This is a genomic window from Halococcus dombrowskii, assembly GCF_022870485.1.
Classification (GTDB): Archaea; Halobacteriota; Halobacteria; order Halobacteriales; family Halococcaceae; genus Halococcus; species Halococcus morrhuae.
Genome location: NZ_CP095005.1, coordinates 1,464,142 through 1,482,315, shown reverse-complemented (window position 1 = coordinate 1,482,315; position 18,174 = coordinate 1,464,142). Strand labels below are relative to the sequence as shown.

At 66.3% G+C, this 18,174-nt stretch carries 15 protein-coding genes; 6 read left to right on the top strand and 9 right to left on the bottom strand.

Annotated elements, in window-relative coordinates:
- Nucleotides 1-39: 39 nt before the first annotated feature.
- From MUK72_RS07730 to MUK72_RS07710, 5 genes are all read right to left on the bottom strand, one after another.
- Nucleotides 40-384 carry a helix-turn-helix transcriptional regulator gene (locus MUK72_RS07730; protein ID WP_244698362.1) on the bottom strand — a complete coding sequence of 115 codons (345 nt, stop codon included), beginning with the start codon at nt 382-384 and terminating at the stop codon, nt 40-42.
- Between the two features lie 24 nt (nt 385-408).
- The gene (locus MUK72_RS07725) at nt 409-1,158 is read right to left on the bottom strand and encodes an NRDE family protein (RefSeq protein WP_244698360.1); all 750 of its coding nucleotides are present in this window, start codon (nt 1,156-1,158) and stop codon (nt 409-411) included.
- A 50-nt stretch (nt 1,159-1,208) separates the two neighbouring features.
- Nucleotides 1,209-3,011 (bottom strand): flippase-like domain-containing protein, encoded by a 1,803-nt coding sequence (locus tag MUK72_RS07720; RefSeq protein ID WP_244698357.1) that lies wholly within the window; start codon nt 3,009-3,011, stop codon nt 1,209-1,211.
- Nucleotides 3,012-3,074: 63 nt separating this feature from the next.
- Nucleotides 3,075-4,775: a radical SAM protein gene (locus tag MUK72_RS07715; protein ID WP_244698354.1), complete on the bottom strand. Its 1,701-nt coding sequence runs from the start codon at nt 4,773-4,775 to the stop codon at nt 3,075-3,077.
- 65 nt (nt 4,776-4,840) lie between these two features.
- Nucleotides 4,841-5,596, bottom strand: coding sequence for a hypothetical protein (locus MUK72_RS07710; protein ID WP_244698350.1), 756 nt, complete (start codon nt 5,594-5,596; stop codon nt 4,841-4,843).
- 147 nt (nt 5,597-5,743) lie between these two features.
- On the opposite strand from MUK72_RS07710, the gene MUK72_RS07705 reads away from it, so the two are divergent.
- Nucleotides 5,744-5,902 (top strand): DUF7559 family protein, encoded by a 159-nt coding sequence (locus tag MUK72_RS07705; RefSeq protein WP_007741419.1) that lies wholly within the window; start codon nt 5,744-5,746, stop codon nt 5,900-5,902.
- Nucleotides 5,899-6,396: an Hsp20/alpha crystallin family protein gene (locus tag MUK72_RS07700; RefSeq protein WP_244698347.1), complete on the top strand. Its 498-nt coding sequence runs from the start codon at nt 5,899-5,901 to the stop codon at nt 6,394-6,396. Before MUK72_RS07705 ends, MUK72_RS07700 begins: the two co-directional genes overlap by 4 nt.
- Here the strand turns inward: MUK72_RS07700 and MUK72_RS07695 are convergent.
- Nucleotides 6,393-7,007, bottom strand: a complete 615-nt coding sequence (locus tag MUK72_RS07695) for an NUDIX hydrolase (RefSeq protein WP_244698345.1) — start codon at nt 7,005-7,007, stop codon at nt 6,393-6,395. The genes MUK72_RS07700 and MUK72_RS07695 overlap by 4 nt on opposite strands.
- A gap of 147 nt (nt 7,008-7,154) precedes the next feature.
- Here MUK72_RS07695 and MUK72_RS07690 point away from each other — a divergent pair, with 147 nt between their 5' ends.
- A complete protein-coding gene (locus tag MUK72_RS07690) occupies nt 7,155-8,174 on the top strand; it encodes a lysylphosphatidylglycerol synthase transmembrane domain-containing protein (RefSeq protein WP_244698343.1) in 1,020 nt (339 codons plus the stop codon).
- Here the strand turns inward: MUK72_RS07690 and MUK72_RS07685 are convergent, their stop codons facing one another.
- Together MUK72_RS07685 and MUK72_RS07680 are read right to left on the bottom strand one after the other, a co-directional pair.
- On the bottom strand, nt 8,175-8,651 hold the full coding sequence (locus tag MUK72_RS07685) for a DUF7109 family protein (RefSeq protein ID WP_244698341.1): 477 nt from the start codon (nt 8,649-8,651) through the stop codon (nt 8,175-8,177).
- A 26-nt stretch (nt 8,652-8,677) separates the two neighbouring features.
- Entirely contained in the window at nt 8,678-9,772 is a 1,095-nt protein-coding gene (locus MUK72_RS07680) for a glycosyltransferase family protein (protein WP_244698339.1), read from the bottom strand.
- 399 nt (nt 9,773-10,171) lie between these two features.
- Between MUK72_RS07680 and MUK72_RS07675 the strand changes: the two genes are divergently transcribed.
- The 3 genes from MUK72_RS07675 to menE are packed head-to-tail and all read left to right on the top strand — an operon-like array spanning nt 10,172 to nt 13,589.
- The gene (locus tag MUK72_RS07675) at nt 10,172-11,113 is read left to right on the top strand and encodes a 1,4-dihydroxy-2-naphthoate polyprenyltransferase (RefSeq protein ID WP_244698337.1); all 942 of its coding nucleotides are present in this window, start codon (nt 10,172-10,174) and stop codon (nt 11,111-11,113) included.
- Nucleotides 11,110-12,120, top strand: a complete 1,011-nt coding sequence (menC, locus tag MUK72_RS07670; protein ID WP_244698335.1) for an o-succinylbenzoate synthase — start codon at nt 11,110-11,112, stop codon at nt 12,118-12,120. Before MUK72_RS07675 ends, menC begins: the two co-directional genes overlap by 4 nt.
- Nucleotides 12,117-13,589 (top strand): o-succinylbenzoate--CoA ligase, encoded by a 1,473-nt coding sequence (gene menE / locus MUK72_RS07665; protein ID WP_244698333.1) that lies wholly within the window; start codon nt 12,117-12,119, stop codon nt 13,587-13,589. Before menC ends, menE begins: the two co-directional genes overlap by 4 nt.
- Nucleotides 13,590-13,607: 18 nt before the next feature.
- Here the strand turns inward: menE and gltB are convergent, their stop codons facing one another.
- Complete coding sequence (gene gltB, locus MUK72_RS07660; protein ID WP_343749974.1) at nt 13,608-18,170, bottom strand: glutamate synthase large subunit; 4,563 nt, start codon at nt 18,168-18,170, stop codon at nt 13,608-13,610.
- Nucleotides 18,171-18,174: the final 4 nt, after the last annotated feature.

Here is an 18,174-nt window from a genome sequence, read left to right as displayed (position 1 = left end):
ACCTTCGTGCTCGGTGCAAGCAGCCGGGAATTTCGCTGATTACTCGTAGGCCAGCTGCATGATCCACTGCGAGAAGGCGTCGCTGTCGGCTTCGACGTCCTCCTCGCCGACCAGCGGCGAGAGGTTGTTGCCGGCCATCAGCAGGGAGAAGTTGAGATCGCGCGCCGCCGGGGCGATGTAGTAGGTGTTGTGGCCCTCATAGACGGTGTCCTCGCGCTCGACGAGCCCGTGCTCTTCCAGGCGCTCGGCGATGCGGCTGCCGGTGCGCGAGTCGACGTCGAGCTGCTTCCAGAAATCGCTTTGGTGGATACCGCCCGTCGAGCGAACGAGTTCGAGACCGGCACGCTCGTCCTCCGAGAGCTCCACCTCGGCCGTCGTGCTCATACGCCATCCACACCGCCGGAGGGGTTAAATCCGGCGTTCGACCGGCTCGAACGCGGTTCGACAGGGTGGCCCGTCGGCGAACGCGTACTCGCCATCACCGTCCTCGTCGATACTGATGAGCGACGACGAGCGCGTGCCGAAACCGAACTCCTCGTGATGGACGCACACTCCGTAGTCGTGATCGCCGAGGACATCGGCCGCCCGATCGATCCACGCTTGGCTCGTCTCGCCGGGATCGGGCTGAAGCGTCGCGCGTACCTGGCGGCCGTTTTCGGCCTGTCGCTCGCCGCGCTCGGGCCACGATTCGGGTACGTCGACGTCGCCGATCGCGCCGGTGTTCATCACGACGTGGACGCCGGGGTCGAGGTTCCGAACGCGCAGCTGGCCGTCCCATTCGAGCAAGATTGCGGCCTGGGCGTCGGCCACCACGACGTTGAACCCCTCGTACTCGTCGGTCTCGACCGCACGCTCGACGTGACGGGCGGCCGCCTCCGCCGAGTCGTGTTCGAGCGCGTCCCTGACGAGCAGCCCGCGCGAGCGCTCGCCCGCGAGCTCCCGGTCGGTCCAGCGGTTCGTCACCGCGACGAACAGTCCGTGCTCGTTGTAGCCGATCCACGTCCCGCCCGCCTCGGCGTCGCTCGGGGCGAGGACTGCAGGATCGTCAGAGAGCAGTTCGGGAGGATTCGATTCGCGGTCGACGGCCTCGTCGCGGTTGGCCGCCACCGCCACCGGGCGATCGGCGAAGACCTGCCACGCGAGCACGAGGGTGCACATGGTTCGAGGAAGGGGCCGGCGCGCCTAAACAGACCCGGTCAGCACGACGATCAGTCGTCGGTCGGCGTCGCCTCGACCTCGCTGCCCTCCTCGACGGCGGTCGTGAGCGAGACGTTGAGCACGAGCATGGCTCCGAGCCCACCGACGACGGTGACGACGTTCTTCACCGCGTGGTCGACGATGGCCGCGCCGAGGGCGATCGGCGTGGCGACCGGCGTCAGTCCGACGACGAGCAGGCTGAACGCACCCTCGTAGAGGCCGAGCCCGCCCGGCGAGAGCGGAAGCACTTTGGCGAGATTGCCGACGCTGACGGCGAAGAAACCGACGGCGACGAGCGTCGTGAGCGGCAGTGCGACGTCGAAGGCGGCGAACACGAGCAGGGCGGTGACGACGTCGAGCGTCCAGATCACCACGCTGCTCGCGCCGATGCGGGCGAACGCACCACGGTCACCCGCCACGGCCTGGACGTCGCCGACGAACCGCTCGATGACGCCTGCGACGCGGTCGGCGTAGGCGTCCGAACTCACTTTCTCCATCCCACGACGGACGAGATTGCGATCCGAACGCGCGCTCGCGACGATGGCACCGACGAGGACGATGGCGGCCACTCCGACGCCGCTAGCGACGAGGAGGGCGACGCGCCCGCTTTGATTTCCGCCGGCGACGGTCGCACCGAGCCCCGAGAGACTGGTGATCCCCGTCCCGGCGAGACCGATGAGGACGACGCCGGCGAGCAGCGTGATGGTGAGCAGGTCGAAGACGCGCTCGACGGCCAGTGAGGCGAAGCCCGTCGGATAGGGCACGCGCCGGCGTGTCTTGACGACGTAGGCTCTGACCGCGTCGCCCGCCCGTGCTGGGAAGACCAGGTTCCCGGTCTGGGAGATGAACACTGCACCGGTGAGGAAGCCCAGTCCCTCGGTGTATCCCAGCTCGTCGAGGATATCGCGATAGCGCCCGCCGCGGAGCGGCCACGAGAGTACGTAGACGAGCGCCGCAGCGATGACGAGCGCTGGGTCCGCCGTTTTGATCTCGGCGAGCATCCGCGAGATATCGATATACTGCGGCATCAGCGCGACGGCGAACAGCGTGAGCAGCGTGCCGGCGACGAGCGTCACGCGCCGGGTGATCCGCGGCGCGACGGCGAGCTGCCACCAGGTTCGGAGCACCCCGCTGCCCATGCCGAGCACGTCGCGGACGAAATCGACCTTCGTATCGCCCTTTGGCGTCCAGTCGACCGGGAACTCCCGGACGCGGTAGCCGGCGCGCTGGGCGCGGACGAGTAGTTCGGTATCCCAGAACCAGTGGTCGTCCTCGACATCGGTGAGGAGATCATCGAGCACCGCGCGGTCGAAGGCCTTGAACCCACACTGGTGGTCGTGGACCGACGAACGCAGGAACAGCCGGACGAGCCCGTTGTAGACGCGGCTCGGCACGTCACGGTTCGCGGGTCGTTCGGCGTCGCTCGCCGCGAGCAGGCGCGAGCCCGTGGCGACGTCGTACTCGCCGGAGCGAACGGACGTGATGAGCTCTTCGAGATGGCCCATGTCCGTCGCGAGATCGGTGTCGAAGTACGCGAGCGTCTCGCCGCGCGCTGCTCGAAAGGCACGGGTGAGCGCGCCGCCCCGGCCGAGTCGCTCGTCGCTGTGGACGTGGCGCACGCGCTCGTCCTCGCGGGCGAGCCGGGCGGCGATTTCGGGCGTGTCGTCGGTACAGCCGTCCTCGGCGACAAGCAGCTCGAACGAGTCGTCGGGAAGGAACGATCCGAGCGTGTCGAGCGTGGTCTCGACGGTTGCCGAAAGCGTCCGCTGTTCGTCGTAGGCCGGCAGGACGACGCTCACGGCGACCGGACTCATTGGTTCGCATGCGCCAGCCATCGACAAATCATTTCCGGGTTCCGAACGGCTCGGACGCTCCCCTCAGTCGGCCCCTTCCGGCGCGCGAGCGGTCGCAAATCCAGGGAGTTCGACGCCGAGCGCGTCGCTGGCCTCGGCGGGCGATTCGTACGGCCGGTTCACGACGAGCGTGCCCGCGCGCTGGTCGCCGAGGCCGGGCAGCGCAGCGAGCTCGTCCATCGAGGCGCGGTTGAGGTCGAGCGGTGCCGGCACGCCCGAGACGGACCGATAGCCGTGATCCGTGACGGCGATGTCGGTGACGTTCCCGAGATCGTGCTCGCCAGGAATCGCCACCAAGAGTGGGTAGGTGCCGAGCTGCCGACCGAAGGTTTTGCCGTCCTGATGGTATTCGAGATGGACGTCCGGCAGGAGCGTCCCGGCGGGCGCGACACGCTGGAGCATCGGGTTATCGATCTCCTCGCGGACCTCGGTTTTGTACTGCTTGAACAGTTTCTTGTGATCGTCGGCGATCTGCGCGCCGGTCTCGCTCATCTCCGTCCCGTCGAAGGCCATCACCTGCCGGATGTTCACCCGGCGGAGCATCAGGCCGGCGTCGTAGACCCGATGGAGAAATTCCTTGTTGAGCTCGAACGTCTCCTCGCGCTCGCCCTGCAGCCCGTGGAGGAGGTTGATTCCCGGGAGGAGTTTCGGCAAACGGTTGGCGTTCCCATCGCCCTCGGGCCGCCAGCCGGCCTCCTCGTTGACGATCTCGACGGCGCGGAAGCACTCGTCGGCCGTCACGTTGAGATCGTTCTGCTCCTGGACGACGGGATCGGCGCTTTCGAGTCCGAAGGCAGCCGTGTCGCCGGGCGTGTTGTGCTCGGCGATGATCCGCAGTCCCTCCCGCGATTGCTCCGGCCAGCGCACGATGGTAATTGGATTGATGTTGTCGAGGTGGAGCGTTTCGAGGTTGGGTGCGACATTCCGAATACCGCCGTAGAGCTCTTGGAGCGCGTCGGGGTTGGGCGCTTCACCGTCGCCACCGTAGGCGAGCAGGTCGGCCTGTCGGCCGAGGCGGAAGTGTTTCACGCCGCGGTCGGCGAGCGCATCGACCTCGTCGACGATCGAATCGGGCGGGCGGAAGGAAGGGTTGCCGTAGAGCGGTTCGGTACAGAACGAACAGCGGTAGGCACAGCCCCTGGACGTTTCGAGCTCGCAGATGAGGTAGTCGGGATGGTTCGGGTGCTGGGAGACGACGAACGCGCCCTGGCGCGCCCACCTCGTGACTTCCTCGACGTCGCGGACGCGGTTGCCGAACCCTTCCAATCCATTGCCCACGAGATCGTAGGCGGCGGCCTCGACGTCACCCTTGGCGACGAACTCGAAATCGAGGTCCTTACGCTCGGTCTCCTGCCCGCCGGCGTTCTCCTCGCCGACGCCGAACCGTACCGGACCACCCATCAGGCTCGTGCCCTCGGCGACCCACGCGAGTTCGCGGACCTCGTCCGGTTCGGCGGGCGTGCCCCCGACGTACTTGCCGGGAACGGTCATCCCGCCGAGATAGATCATCAGGTCGGCGTCGGCCACGTCGCGCCACTTGTTCCGCTCGTCGCGGAGTTCGTCGATCGTGTGGTAGGTGATACGTTCTTCGGGAACGCCCGCATCGACGAGCGCGCCGGCGGTGAACCGTGGATACGTGGAGATGTACGGCGGCACGCCGAAGTGGGCGGGTTCGTCGACGTACCCATCGATCAGGGTGACGTCGAGCGTGGCTGGATCGGTCATGGAGGGACAAGAGCGTCGCGGCGTAAAACTCCCACTCCTTATCGTATTAGGATGTCTCGGACATATTAGCTACGATTGGTGGCACCAAGCGCAGAAAGAAGCAGCATGCCGACAGCATATCCTGCATCTTTGTTCACATAAAAGTACACCCCGGCCGAAATAGCAACTACGACAAAAGGAGCTACTTGAAGTGGTCGGATTCCCATATTCTGAGCCGCATCTCTGACTACACTTCTCTCAAATTCATTTTCATTCTTCATTTTCGAAGTTTGTCGATCAAGCGCCTCACCAAATTCAATTTCTTCAACAAATATTACTGCAAGGTTTTCGAACCTATCTTCAACAATCGATTCTGTCATTTCTGACTCGTCTAATGACTCGTAAAGATCCGAAATTGCGTCTTCTGTCTTTTTTGAGAATACATCGTTGTTCGTGTTTTCAACATCTTCGTGGAGTTCACTAATGTGGTGAAATACAGCATCATAATTCCCATCAATATAGGATTCGACAGCTTGGTGAATATGATGGTATGAAAACCGAGTATGGTCCATATCTACACCACGTAGACCAAATTGGATAATAAAAGAAATTAAAACAAACATTGAGAACAACATATATAGAATATATCTTGAGAACGGCCACGGAAATTCCACAACTCTAAAAGAAAACCCTTCGTGTGCAGCGACAGCAATAACTAGAGCTAAGATAGAGATACCAACCATCTCTGAATGCCTTTCACGGTATTTTCGAAATTGCGAAATATCACGCGGATTTTCGCCTTCATATTCAGATAAGAATGATGTCAGTTTGGAATTTACCATGTGGTGTTGATTGATCACGCCGACTGTGGAAATGAGTGTTTTGGTACAATTCAGAGGTTATATTTTCACACTAGACCAAAGCTATAAGAATAGAATCCATTTCTCACGACCCGTGGGGTTGATAGGTCGTCCGGCAGTACAGGAGGTATGCCCGCAACCCTCGAAGTGGTCTGTGAGAACGACGACTGCGAGCTCGACATGTTCGAGATGCACTACACCTACGACATGCCCGACGACGTGGGCATCGACGCGTTCGAATGTCCGTACTGCACCGAGACGGACTCGCTCCGGGAGGTCGAACTGTGAGCAGCAGCGTCGGCGAATCGGTCCTCAAGCGCGTGCTCGACGGCGTCGGCCGGTTCGCGGGCCGCGCCCAGGAGCGCCGCCCGCTGGCGACCGACCTGCTCGAAAGCGACGACGCCTACCTCGTCGTCTTCGATGCACCCGACGCGAGCGCCGAGGACGTCCAGGTTCGCTTCTCCGAGCGCGCCGTTCACGTCCGCATCGACCGGACTCGCGAGCACCGCGAGGGTTTTGAGATGCGCTTTCCGGGTCGCGGCCTCTCGCTCGACGGGAGCGTGACGCTCCCCACCGAGGCGACGGTCGATCCCGACGCCGCGAGTGCGTCGCTCACCGGCGAGGGCACGCTCGAAGTCGAGCTACCGAAAGTCGAGGACGCCGACGACGGGCCGATCCGGATCTCGACCGACGAGGATGAGACGGGTGACGACGGGACAGTCGAAGATACTTCTGCAGAGACTGACGAGGAGACGACGGACGACGACGTCAACGAGTCCTAAACCGGAAAATCGGCATCCGAATCGACGACGCGGTCGGGATCGTCCGGCACGCGCCAGTCGGTCGTCAGTTCCAGGAACTGCACGAGGATGCGGCCGGTCGCGCCCCAGACCACGTAGTCGCCGACACGGAAGAAGTGAAGTCGAACCTCGCCGTAGTGGGGATGGTCGCGGCGTTCGGAATCGTAGTTGTCGGGATCGGTGAGCGCCGCGATCGGGAGGACGACGACCTCGGCGACCTCGTGCTCGTCGGGGACGTACTCGCGATCGGGGACGCGTGCGACGAACGGCCGGACGGCGTAGCGCGTGATGGTGCGGATGTCGTCGAGTCGACCGACGACCTCGGCGGTGTCGGGGTCGAGGCCGATCTCCTCGTCGGCCTCGCGCAGCGCGGTTGCAGTCAAATCGTCGTCGACCGGTTCGCGTCCGCCGCCGGGAAAACTCATCTGTCCGGGGTGTTCGCCGAGGTGGTCGGCGCGCTTGGTGAAGAGGAGATGTGCGCCGCCGTAGTCGTCCGATCGCTCGCGCGTGATGACCGGTACGAGCACGGCTGCGTCGCGCTGCTCGTCGGTGACGCCCGTGGCGGCGTGCTCGGCGACCCGCGCGAGATGCATACCGTCGTGAGACGCCCACGGGGCTTAATTCGTCCGCTCCGTTCGTCTCGGGACGATCGTTTCGGGTCGTTTATGCCACCGCCGTTCGTCCCCTCGACAGCATGATCGGATCGCAGCGTGACCGGCGGCGACGGACGGGAGCCTGACGTGGCGACCGAATCCGCGGACATTCTCGACCGACGCTCGATCGGGAAGATGCTCGTCGGCTTTCTCATCGCCGCCGTCCTCCTCTACTTCCTCGGCAACGTCGTCGGCTGGGACGACATCGCCGACGCGCTCGCGCGTGCCGATCTCCGCTGGGTGGCCGTCGCCTGTCTCTGTACCTGTGGCTACCTGCTCGCGTGGACGAAGACCTGGCAGGTCGTCCTCGACGCCGGCGGGATCGAAATCCCCTACCAGGAACTCGTGCCGACCTATCTCGCGGCGACGTTCGCGAACTACACGACACCGTTCGGTCAGGCCGGCGGCGAGCCGTTCATCGCCTACGTCCTCTCGGCCGACACCGAGGCGAGCTACGAGGAGAGCCTCGCGAGCGTCTCGACGGCCGATTTGATGCATCTGCTCCCGTTTTTTACCTTCGCCGGTATCGGACTCGCGGCGCTCGCGATCACCGGGACAGTACCACCAGGAGCGAGCTCGATCCTGATCGGGCTCGCGGCGATCGCCATCGGCGTGCCGGCGATCGTCTACGGCGCGTGGCGACGCCGCGATCTCGTCGAGCGAGTCGTCACCACGCTCGCTCGCCCGGTGACGAAACGCACCGATCGCGTGTCGATGGAACGGATCGAGTCGCGCATCGACACCTTCTACAGCCAGATCGCGCGCATCGCCGCGGAGCCGCGCGACCTGCTCGTCGGGATCGTCTACTCGTATCTCGGCTGGATCTGTTTCGCCGCACCGCTGTATTTCGCCGCGCTCGCACTCTCGCTGCCGGTCGATCCCCTCCTGGTCGCTTTCCTCGCCCCTGCGAGTTCGCTCGCCGGGTTCGTCCCGACGCCGGGCGGTCTCGGCGGCGTTTCGACGGCAATGGTCGCGCTCGTGGTGGCACTCACACCCGTCGGTGCCGGCGCTGCAGCGGCGCTCGCGATTCTCTACCGGGCGACGAGCTACGTGTTTGCACTCATCGTCTGTGGCCCGGCCGCGCTCTACGTCACCGCTCGTGCCTGACTAATCGCCCGCGGCCGTATCGAGCCGGTCACGCACGCCATCGAGTGCGACCGGTGCCCACGTTTCGAGATCGTAGCTCACGTCGAGCAGCCGCGCGATGCGGTCGTGATCGTCCTCGGCGACCGCACGCGCTGCGTCCGCGCGGAACCGCTCCTCGACGACCGCCCCGAGTGCCGCGCGATCGGGCGTACAGGCGTCGACGTCGAGGATGTGGGGGAGGTCCTCGGCACCGTCGGGAAGCGCCGGGAACGCCGTCGGGCCGGCGGCGAGCAGCTGTTCGTCCGTGGTTCGGTCGGTGATCGCGTCGGGATCGAACGCGACGAGTCGATAAGCCGCGAGCGCCGCGTCGACGTCCGGGCCGGCGAGCTCCGTACCGCGCTTGAACGCGAGTTCGTCGCCCGCGGTGGCGAGTTCGGACAGCGAGAGCGCACCGAAGAGATCGACGATGCCGGCGAGCTCGTCGTGGGTCAGCTCCATTCGATCGTCCTACCGTGGGCCACGGGTTAGTCCTTTACTGCCGCGAGATCGGCACGAACTGCTTCCCTGACCTCGTCGGGGTCGAGCGGCGCGTCGGTCCACGCCGGCAGTCGATCGTCGTCCGTTGGTGGCTCGATGGCCGTCGCGTAGTCGCCGACCTGTGCGCGCTCGTCGTCGGCGTCGTACTCCAGCCCGTTGTGGGTGGCGTCGGCGGCGTACTGGCGGACGAACCGCGCCGCCGTTCGCTCGTAGCGCGACGGCAGGGTGTCGTACGCGGGGCGCACGCCGTGTCCTTCGACCGTGTGGAGCAGCGCCCGCCCGACCTCGCGACTCATCGCCGCCAGGCCGTCGGCTCCCGATACCGATCGGTGATCGTGAACGTCGATCCCGAGGTCGACCTGTGCCGTGCCCGCGAACCCGGCCTCGTCGAAGGCGGTCGCCAGCCCGTCGATTTCGAGCCCCCAGCCCCGGCCGAGCCGGAGTTCGCGTGCGAGGTCGCCCGTGAGTCCGATTTCGCCGGCGAGCGCGTAGCGGAACGCGCCGAGGTAGTCGAGGATCGGTGCGTCGTGGCGCTCACGGAGAGTGGCCACGAGCGGCTCGTAGAAGAGGCGGAACAGTCGGCCGAACAGCTGATCGCGCTCGATGCGGGCGTAGTAGCCCTTCACGAACGAGAAGCCGTCGGCGAGCGGCGCACAGAGACGGCGGACGTCGGCGGGCGAGTACGAGAGCGCGTCGGCGTCGTGGACGACGACGAACTCGTGGTCGCTCGCGGGGCCGAGCGCGAGCCAGACGTCCCGACCCTTCCCGCTCTCGCCGTCGAGATCACGTTCGTCAAGCAGTGCGGCGAGGCGCGGGCCGCCACACCAGAACAACTCGACGTCGAGGGCGAACCCCGACAGCCACTCGGCGATCGGCTCGACGCGCTCGCGTGGGGCGCGCAGGGCGACGATAACCGTCGCGACATCGAGCGTGGCGAGCGACGAGAGGACGTGCGCGGCCGCATCGGTACGATACTCGCGGCCGGTCATCGGGACGACGACTGCCGTGCGCTCCGTCGGCGCGGCCGGCGGCTCGTCGGCGAACCCGTGTAGCGTCGTGATCCGCTCTTGGACGTACTCCATGACTCGAACTCGCCGCTCGCGCGCTCGACGATCGACAGTTCTCTGCGGACGAGCGCGCCGGGCCTGTTCGTCCGCTGTCGGGCCTGCGGCCAATCAAACCTTCCGGAACGCCGTCGTATCGAAAACAGACACGGGAAGGGTGCGCGGTGATGCCAGGGCAGCGGACCGTATTCCCGTGTGACCGGAACCCTCTGGTTCCGTCTGGATGCACGAAGCAGAGGATCCTATACTTACTCCCTGACCAACGTTTCAAGCACTGACGTATGTTTCACACCATGAAACGTACACCTATAGAAGTTTTGACTGTTTCTCCAACGACAATGGGGAAGGGTGTTTGGTCGGTGTCGTCGCCGATCCGTACCCCAACGTTAACGCTCCCGGCTGCCTGATTTTCCGAAAATGAGTACACAGGAGGTCTCGCGCGGTCGTGCGTGGCTGATGGCCGCGCGACCGCAGACGCTGCCGGCGGCCGCCGCGCCGGTGTTCGTCGGCACCGGTCTCGCCGTCTCGATGGGCGTGTTCGCCCCGCTGCCGGCGCTCGCGGCGCTCGTCGGCGCGCTGCTCATCCAGATCGGGACGAACTTCGCGAACGACTACTACGACGCCAAATCCGGCGTCGACTCCGAGGATCGCGACGGGTTCACGAGAGTCACCCAATCGGGCCTCATCGGGGCGAGCGAAGTCCGGCGCGCGATGATCGCCACGTTCGCGCTCGCCATCGTTCTCGGCAGCTATCTGGTCTTCGTCGGCGGTCTCCCGATCGTGATCATCGGGCTGTCGAGCGTCGCCGCGGGGATCCTCTACACCGGCGGTCCCTACCCCTACGGCTGGTACGGCCTCGGCGACCTCTTCGTGTTCGTCTTCTTCGGGCTGGTCGCCGTCAGCGGCACCTACTACGTGCAGGCGGCGGCCCTTGCACGATCGTTCCCGCTCTGGCTCCCGCCCGACACGCTGCCGCTCGCGGCCGTCGTGGCGAGCCTCCCCGCCGCGGGTCTCTCGACGAACATCCTGATCGTCAACAACCTGCGCGATCGCGAGACCGACATGGCGGCGGGCAAGCGCTCGCTCGCGGTGCTCCTCGGCTACCGCTGGAGCCGGGTCGAGTTCCTCCTCATGACGGGAATGGCCTACACGATCCCCGTCGTCTTCTGGCTCACCGGCTCCGGCGCGCTCGTGCTCGCGCCGTTACTCACGCTGCCGTACGCCGCCTCGATTGCCACGACCGTGCTGACCAAAACCGACGGCGACGCGCTCAATCCTGCGCTCGAACGCGTGGGCAAACTGCTCGCGGCCCACTCCGTGCTCTTCGCGCTCGGGCTCGCGCTGTCGGGGATGCTATGAGGGTCGAGCCATTCTCGCTGGCGCTCGCGAGCCCGCTCTCGACCGCCAGGGGTACGATCGATACAAGGGAGGGTTTCCTCGTCACGATCGACCACGACGGGGTCCGAGGCGTCGGCGAGGCGACACCGCTGCCCGGCTGGACGGAATCACTCGACGAGTGCCGGACGGCGCTCGATCGCGCACGCGACATCGACGACTGGTCGGCAGCGCTCGACGCGCTCGATGGAACGCCGGCCGCCCGCCACGCGCTCGCGCTCGCGCTCGCCGACGCACACTCGCGTGCCGCCGATCTCCCGCTCTACCGCCATCTCGGCGGCGATCCGACAGACGAGATCCCGGTGAACGCGACGATCGGCGACGGCTCGGCCGACGAAACCGTCGCCGAAGCCACCGCGGCCGTCGAACGGGGGTTCGAGACTCTCAAGCTCAAAGTCGGCGCGCGGGCAGTCGCGGAGGACGTCGAGCGCGTCGCCGCCGTTCGAAAAGCGGTCGGGAACGACATCGAACTCCGTGTCGACGCGAACGGCGCGTGGGATCGCGAGGCAGCACGCGCAGCGCTCGACGGGTTCGCCGACGCGGGACTCGCGTACGTCGAACAACCGCTTCCCGCGGACGACCTCGCCGGCCACACGGATCTCCGGGGACGGCTGCCGATCGCGCTCGACGAATCGCTCGCGACCCACTCCGTCGAGCGCGTTCTCGCCGCCGACGCCGCGGACGTTCTGATCGTGAAACCGATGGCGCTCGGCGGGCCGGATCGCGCGCGGGCGGCCGTGCTTGCTGCCCGCGAGGCCGGCTGCGAGGCGGTGCTCACGACGACGATCGACGGCGCGCTCGCACGGACGGGGGCCGTCCACGTCGCGGCGAGTCTCCCCGACCCGCCGGCGGCCGGGCTCGCGACCGCCGATCGGCTCGCCGAGGATCTCGTTCCGGATCCGGTACCGATCGACAATGGCTATACGCGCGTGCCACAGGAACCGGGCAACGCGCCCCTGGAGGACGGATGACCGACGTGCTCGCCCGGCGCGTGCAGGCCTCGCCCGACGCGACTGCACTCCTCGGGACCGGCGGACGGGAGTGGACGTACCATGACCTCGACGAGCGCGTCGAGCAGGTCGCCGGCCAACTCGCGGCGCTCGGGGTCGCGGGCGAACATCTCGGCTGCCTGCTCGAAACCCGGCCCGCGACGGTCGTCCTCGTCCACGCGGCCGCGCGCCTCGGCTGCGTTCTCGTCCCACTGAACACGCGTCTCACGCCCGCCGAACTCGACAGTCACGTCGAGCGTGCGGAGCTCGCAGCGCTCGTCTGCGGGGCGGACACCGCCGACACCGCCGTCGAGCTATCGGTGGACGTTCCGATCGCCTCCGTCGACGACGCGGAACACGCGGACGTCACCGCTCTCGACAGCGTTTCGCCGGCAGAGTTCGCGCCTGCCTCGCGCGAGGCCGACGAGCCGGCGGTCATGCTCGCAACGTCGGGGACGACCGGCGAGCCGAAGCTCGTCGTGCTCACGGCCGGCAATCTCCGTTCGAGCGCCGTCGCCTCGGCGTTTCGGCTCGGCATCACGCCCGACGACCGCTGGTTCGACCCGCTCGCGGTCTACCACATGGGCGGGCTCGCGCCGATCGTTCGCTCCGCGCTCTACGGCACGACCGTCGTCGTTCCGGGCGAGTTCGATGTCGAGACGACACTCGACGCGCTCGAACGGTTCGACTGCACCGGGATCTCGCTCGTGCCGACGATGCTCCGCCGGCTGCTCGATGCGGGATCGCTCGCCGACTCGCTCCGGTTCGTCCTCCTGGGCGGTGCACCCGCCTCGGAAGAACTCATCGAGCGCTGCGAGGATCGAGGTGTTCCCGTCCACCCCACCTACGGCATGACCGAGACGGCCTCGCAGGTCGCGACCGCCCGTCCCCAGGAAGCGTTCACCCACGCCGGTACGGTCGGTCGCCCACTGTTCGGCACCGATCTCTCGGTTCTCGACGGCGACGGGAAACCCGTCGATACCGGCGAAACGGGCGAACTCGTCGTGTCTGGCCCGACGGTGTTCGCGGGCTACTACAACGATCCCGACGCGACCGCGCGGGCGTTCTCCGACCGTGGCTTTCACACCGGCGACGTCGGCCATCGCGACGCTGGCGGACGGCTCTGGGTGACGGGGCGGCGCGACGAGATGATCTCGACGGGTGGGGAACTCGTCGCACCCGGAGAGATCGCCCGCATGCTCCGGTCCCATCCGGCCATCGACGACGCCGGCGTGGTCGGTCTCCCCGATTCAGACTGGGGCGAGCGCGTCGGCGCGCTCGTCGTCGGCGATATGGCCGATGCCGAAGCGGTTCGAAATTACTGTCGCGAGCGCCTCGCCGGTTTCAAACTCCCGCGGACGATCGCGTTCGCCGACGAACTCCCCCGCACCGCCTCGGGTACCGTCAAGCGTGCGGCGGTTCGAGAGCATCTCTTGGACGCCAGCGACTGATCGGGTCGGTCGTGACTCTCAGTCAGCACCGCCCTCCGCGACCGGCTGGCCGTCGGTGTCGATCGCCGCCGCAGTCGGTGGTCGTGTCCGTACGTCCGCGCCCTCGCGCTCGTCGATGACGTCGGCGTAGGCTTCGGGCATCACCTTCACGACGTTCGCCAGTTCCTCGTCCCAGTTATCGAGAACGGACTGTCCCCGGTCGGAATCGGTGTATGTGACGTGGTTTTCGACCAGCCGGCGGAGCATCCGCTCGTCCTTCTCGTCGAGCTCGCCGGTCGTCCGCACCATGCCGTGGTTGACGCGCGATTCGAATTCGCCCGCCCTGTCGAGCACGTACGCGACGCCGCCGCTCATGCCGGCCGCGAAGTTCTTGCCCGTCTCGCCGAGCACCGCGATCGCTCCCCCGGTCATGTACTCGCAGCCGTGATCGCCGACCGACTCGACGACACCCGTGACACCCGAGTTGCGCACCGCGAACCGCTCGCCGGCCTTCCCGTTGACGTAGATCTCGCCCTCGGTCGCACCGTAGAGAGCGACGTTGCCGATGAGACTGTTCGCCCCGGGTTCGTAGGGCGCGGTCGGCGGCGTGTTCACGACGAGTTTCCCACCGGAGAGCCCCTTGCCGACGTAGTCGTTGGCGGTCCCGGTCAGATACATCGTTACGCCCGCGGCGAGAAAGGCCCCGAAGCTCTGGCCGGCCGTGCCGTCGAAGTCCACACGTATCGTATCCTCGGCGAGACCGTCGCCGCCGTGTTCGCGGGAGATGTGATGGGAGAGCAGCGCGCCGACCGCGCGATCGGCGTTCGAGATCCCCCGACTGAGCGAGACGGGCTTTCCATCCTGGATGGCTGTCTCAGCGTCGGCGATCAGCTCGTGATCCAGCTGCTCGTCGATCTCGTGGGTCTGCTCCCGTACCTTCGTGCGCTCGGTGCCCGGCTCGCCGTCGCTGCGCGGCTCGGCGAGCATCGACGAGAGATCGAGCTTCCTGGCCTTCTCGTTGGCGACGTCGTCTCGCTGGGCGAGGAACTCGGGTCGACCGACCATCTCCTCGACCGTCGCGAAGCCGAGTTCGGCCATGATCTCGCGGAGCTCCTGGGCGATGAACGTCATGTAGTTGACGACGTGTTCGGGCTCGCCGGGGAATCGATCCCTGAGCTCCTCGCGCTGGGTGGCGACGCCGACCGGACAGGTGTTCTCGTGGCACTGCCGGGCCATCACGCAGCCCGAGGTGACGAGGGAAGCGGTACCGAACACGTACTCCTCGGCACCCAGGAGCGCCGCGACGGCCACGTCACGGCCGGTCTTCATCCCGCCGTCGGCCGAGACCCGGATGCGCGAGCGGAGTCGGGTCTCGCGGAGCAACTGGTTCGCCTCGGCCAGTCCGAGCTCCCAGGGGAGCCCGGCGTTCTTGATCGAGGTGCGCGGGCTCGCACCCGTACCTCCCGAGTGGCCCGAGATGTGGACGACGTCGGCGTTGGCCTTCGCCACGCCCGCCGCGATGGTGCCGATGCCCGCCTCCGAGACGAGCTTCACGTTGATGTCCGCCTCGGGGTTCGCCGCCTTCAGATCGTGGATCAGCTGCTTCAGGTCCTCGATCGAGTAGATGTCGTGTAGCGGCGGCGGCGAGATGAGGCCCACGCCCGGCGTCGCGTATCTGACGTGGGCGATCATCTCGTTGACCTTCTTCCCGGGGAGATGGCCGCCCTCACCGGGTTTGGAGCCCTGGGCCATCTTGATCTGTATCTCGTCGGCCGACGTGAGATACTCCGAAGTGACGCCGAACCGACCCGACGCCACCTGCTTGACCGGACACTCTTTTTCAGTATGGAACCGCGCCGGCGGCTCGCCACCCTCGCCGGTGTTCGATTTCGCGCCCAACCTGTTCATCGCGATCGCGTTCGTCTCGTGCATCTCCGGCGAGAGGCTGCCGAGGCTCATCGCCGCCGTCGAGAACCGCTCGACGATCTCGTGGATCGGTTCGACCTCCCCTACTGGAATCGACTCGCGCTCGCTGTCGAATTCGAGCAGACCACGCAGCGTCTGGAGCTGCTCGTTCTGCTCGTTCATGAGGCGGGCGAACTCCTCGTACTGCTCGTAATCGCCCTGTCTGACGGCCTGCTGGAGCGTTCCCACAGTCTGGGGATTCCACTCGTGGAAGATCCCGTCCGAGCGGTGTTCGTACTCGCCCTGGCGTTCGATATCGGGCTCGTCGCCGAACGCGACTGCGTGACGGTTCTCGAGATCGTCTTCGACCTCCGCGAGGCCGATGCCCTCCGTGCGGGCGGTCGTCCCCTCGAAGTAGTCGGCGACGAAATCGGAATCCAATCCGACTGCCTCGAAGATCTGGGCACCCTGATAGCTTTGGACTGTGGAGATCCCCATCTTCGACATGGTCTTCAGGAGTCCGTCTTCGAGCGCACCCCGGTAGGCCGCGACGGCCGCATCGCGATCGGCACCGTCCGCGCCACGCGTGAGATCCGCGATCGTCCGGTAGGCGAGATAGGGGTTGACCGCACCCGCACCGTAGCCGATCAGCGCCGCGACGTGATGGACGGTACGCGGATCGGCCGATTCGACGACGAGCCCGACGCGGTTGCGACGGCCGTTGCGCACCAGGTGATGGTGGACGGCACCGGTCGCCAGCAGCGACGGGATCGGTACTCGCTCGTCGCTCGCCGTCCGATCCGAGAGAACCAGGATATCGTTCTCGGCGGCGGCTGCGGTCGCCTCGCGTCGCACGCGCTCGACGGCCGATTCGAGATCGTCGTCTGTGTCGTAGGTGATATCGACGATCCGGCTCTCCATCCCGTTGGCTGCCTCGCCGCCCATACCTCTGATCGCTGCCGTCTCGTCGTTCGAGAGAACGGGCGAGTCGGCGACGAGCTGGCGGGCGTGGGCCGGCGACTCGGCGAGCAGGTTGCGCTGGTTGCCGAGGCGCGTTTCGAGCGACGTCACCAGCTCCTCGCGGATGTAGTCGAGCGGCGGGTTCGTCACCTGCGCGAACAGCTGCTTGAAGTAGCTGAACAGCGGGCGATTGAACTGCGAGAGCACCGAAAGGGGTGTGTCGTCGCCCATCGAACCGACCGGATCCTTTCCCTTGGTCGCCATCGGTTCGAGCAAGTTGTCGAGCTCGTCATGTGTGTAGCCGTAGAGCGCCTGGCGACTGCGGAGGTCGATGTCGTTCTCGTCTCCCGCGTGTGCTTGACGATCGCCTGCCGCGTCGACGAGTTCGGCGAGACCAACCTGCTCCTCATCGATCCACTCGCCGTAGTTCTCGTCGGTCAGCTCCGCGAACACTTCCTCGTCGGGCAGAACGCGCCCCTCCCCGGGATCGGCGAGGAACAGCTGGCCGGGTTCGAGACGACCACGCTCGGCGACGTTCGCCGGGTCGAGATCGAGCGCCCCGGTCTCGGAGGCCATCACGAGCCGGTTGTCCGTCGTCACGTCGTAGCGACAGGGCCGGAAGCCGTTGCGATCGAGCACCGCGCCGACCCGTTCGCCGTCTGTCGCCGCCACCAACGCCGGCCCGTCCCACGGTTCGGACAGTGAGGCATGGAAATCGTAGAACGCACGGCGCTCGTCGCTCATCTCGTGTTCGTCGCCGCGGAACGCCTCCGGGATCAGCAGCCTGAGCGCGTGCGGGAGCTCGCGACCCGATTCCAGGAGGAGTTCGAGCGCGTTGTCGACGCTCGCGGTGTCGGACTGCTCGGTGTCGGCGATCACCGGCCTGATCGCATCGACGTCGAACTCGTCGGTATCGATGTCGGTCTCGCGGGCGCGCATCCAGTTGACGTTGCCCTGAATCGTGTTGATCTCGCCGTTGTGGATCGTCCGGCGGTAAGGATGGGCGAGATGCCACGCACCGAGCGTGTTGGTCGAAAACCGCGCGTGGACCATGACGAACGTCGAGGCGAGCCGCGAGTCCCGGAGGTCGGGATAGTAGCCGGCGAGCTGGTCACCCTTCAGCAGCCCCTTGTAGACGAGCGTCTGGCGGTCGAGCGAGCAGACGTAGAACCGTTCGTGGCCCGCGGGCGCGCGCTCAACGACGCGCTTTTCGACCGCCCGACGGCCGACGTAGAGCCGCGTGTCGAACTCGTCGGTGGTGAGATCTTCGTCGGGGACGACGATCGCCTGATAGACCGCGGGTTCGGAATCGATCGCCGTCCGTCCTAGGTCTGTGTTGTCCGTCGGGACCGCCCGCCAGTGGGCGACCGAGAGACCGTGTTCGGCGAGGGCGTCGGCGACGAGTTCTTGGAGCGCCTCGCGTGCGGTGTCGTCCTGGGGGAAGAACAGCGATCCGACGGCATAGATCTCGGGAAGGTCGATCGGGAGTTCGTCGGCGAAAAAGTCGTGGGGCGTCTGGAGCATGACACCCGCACCGTCGCCGGTGTTCTCCTCCGCGCCGGTCGTGCCGCGATGTTCGAGGTTCGAGAGGAGGTCGAGCCCGTCGGCGACGACCGAGTGGCCCCCCTCCCCGTCGAGATCCATGACGACCCCGACGCCGCAGTTCGCGCGCTGCTCGGACGGATCGGCCAGCCCCGTGGCCGCCGACTGCTCTCCAGAGGGGTGTGTGTTAACCATCTGC

Coding starts and splice junctions, on each gene's coding strand:
- MUK72_RS07680 (WP_244698339.1), bottom strand. CDS start 9,772: ATGGAGTACGTCCAAGAGCGGATCACGACGCTACACGGGTTCGCCGAC.
- MUK72_RS07705 (WP_007741419.1), top strand. CDS start 5,744: ATGCCCGCAACCCTCGAAGTGGTCTGTGAGAACGACGACTGCGAGCTC.
- MUK72_RS07695 (WP_244698345.1), bottom strand. CDS start 7,007: ATGCATCTCGCGCGGGTCGCCGAGCACGCCGCCACGGGCGTCACCGAC.
- MUK72_RS07725 (WP_244698360.1), bottom strand. CDS start 1,158: ATGTGCACCCTCGTGCTCGCGTGGCAGGTCTTCGCCGATCGCCCGGTG.
- gltB (WP_343749974.1), bottom strand. CDS start 18,170: ATGGTTAACACACACCCCTCTGGAGAGCAGTCGGCGGCCACGGGGCTG.
- MUK72_RS07710 (WP_244698350.1), bottom strand. CDS start 5,596: ATGGTAAATTCCAAACTGACATCATTCTTATCTGAATATGAAGGCGAA.
- MUK72_RS07675 (WP_244698337.1), top strand. CDS start 10,172: ATGAGTACACAGGAGGTCTCGCGCGGTCGTGCGTGGCTGATGGCCGCG.
- menC (WP_244698335.1), top strand. CDS start 11,110: ATGAGGGTCGAGCCATTCTCGCTGGCGCTCGCGAGCCCGCTCTCGACC.
- menE (WP_244698333.1), top strand. CDS start 12,117: ATGACCGACGTGCTCGCCCGGCGCGTGCAGGCCTCGCCCGACGCGACT.
- MUK72_RS07685 (WP_244698341.1), bottom strand. CDS start 8,651: ATGGAGCTGACCCACGACGAGCTCGCCGGCATCGTCGATCTCTTCGGT.
- MUK72_RS07720 (WP_244698357.1), bottom strand. CDS start 3,011: ATGAGTCCGGTCGCCGTGAGCGTCGTCCTGCCGGCCTACGACGAACAG.
- MUK72_RS07715 (WP_244698354.1), bottom strand. CDS start 4,775: ATGACCGATCCAGCCACGCTCGACGTCACCCTGATCGATGGGTACGTC.
- MUK72_RS07730 (WP_244698362.1), bottom strand. CDS start 384: ATGAGCACGACGGCCGAGGTGGAGCTCTCGGAGGACGAGCGTGCCGGT.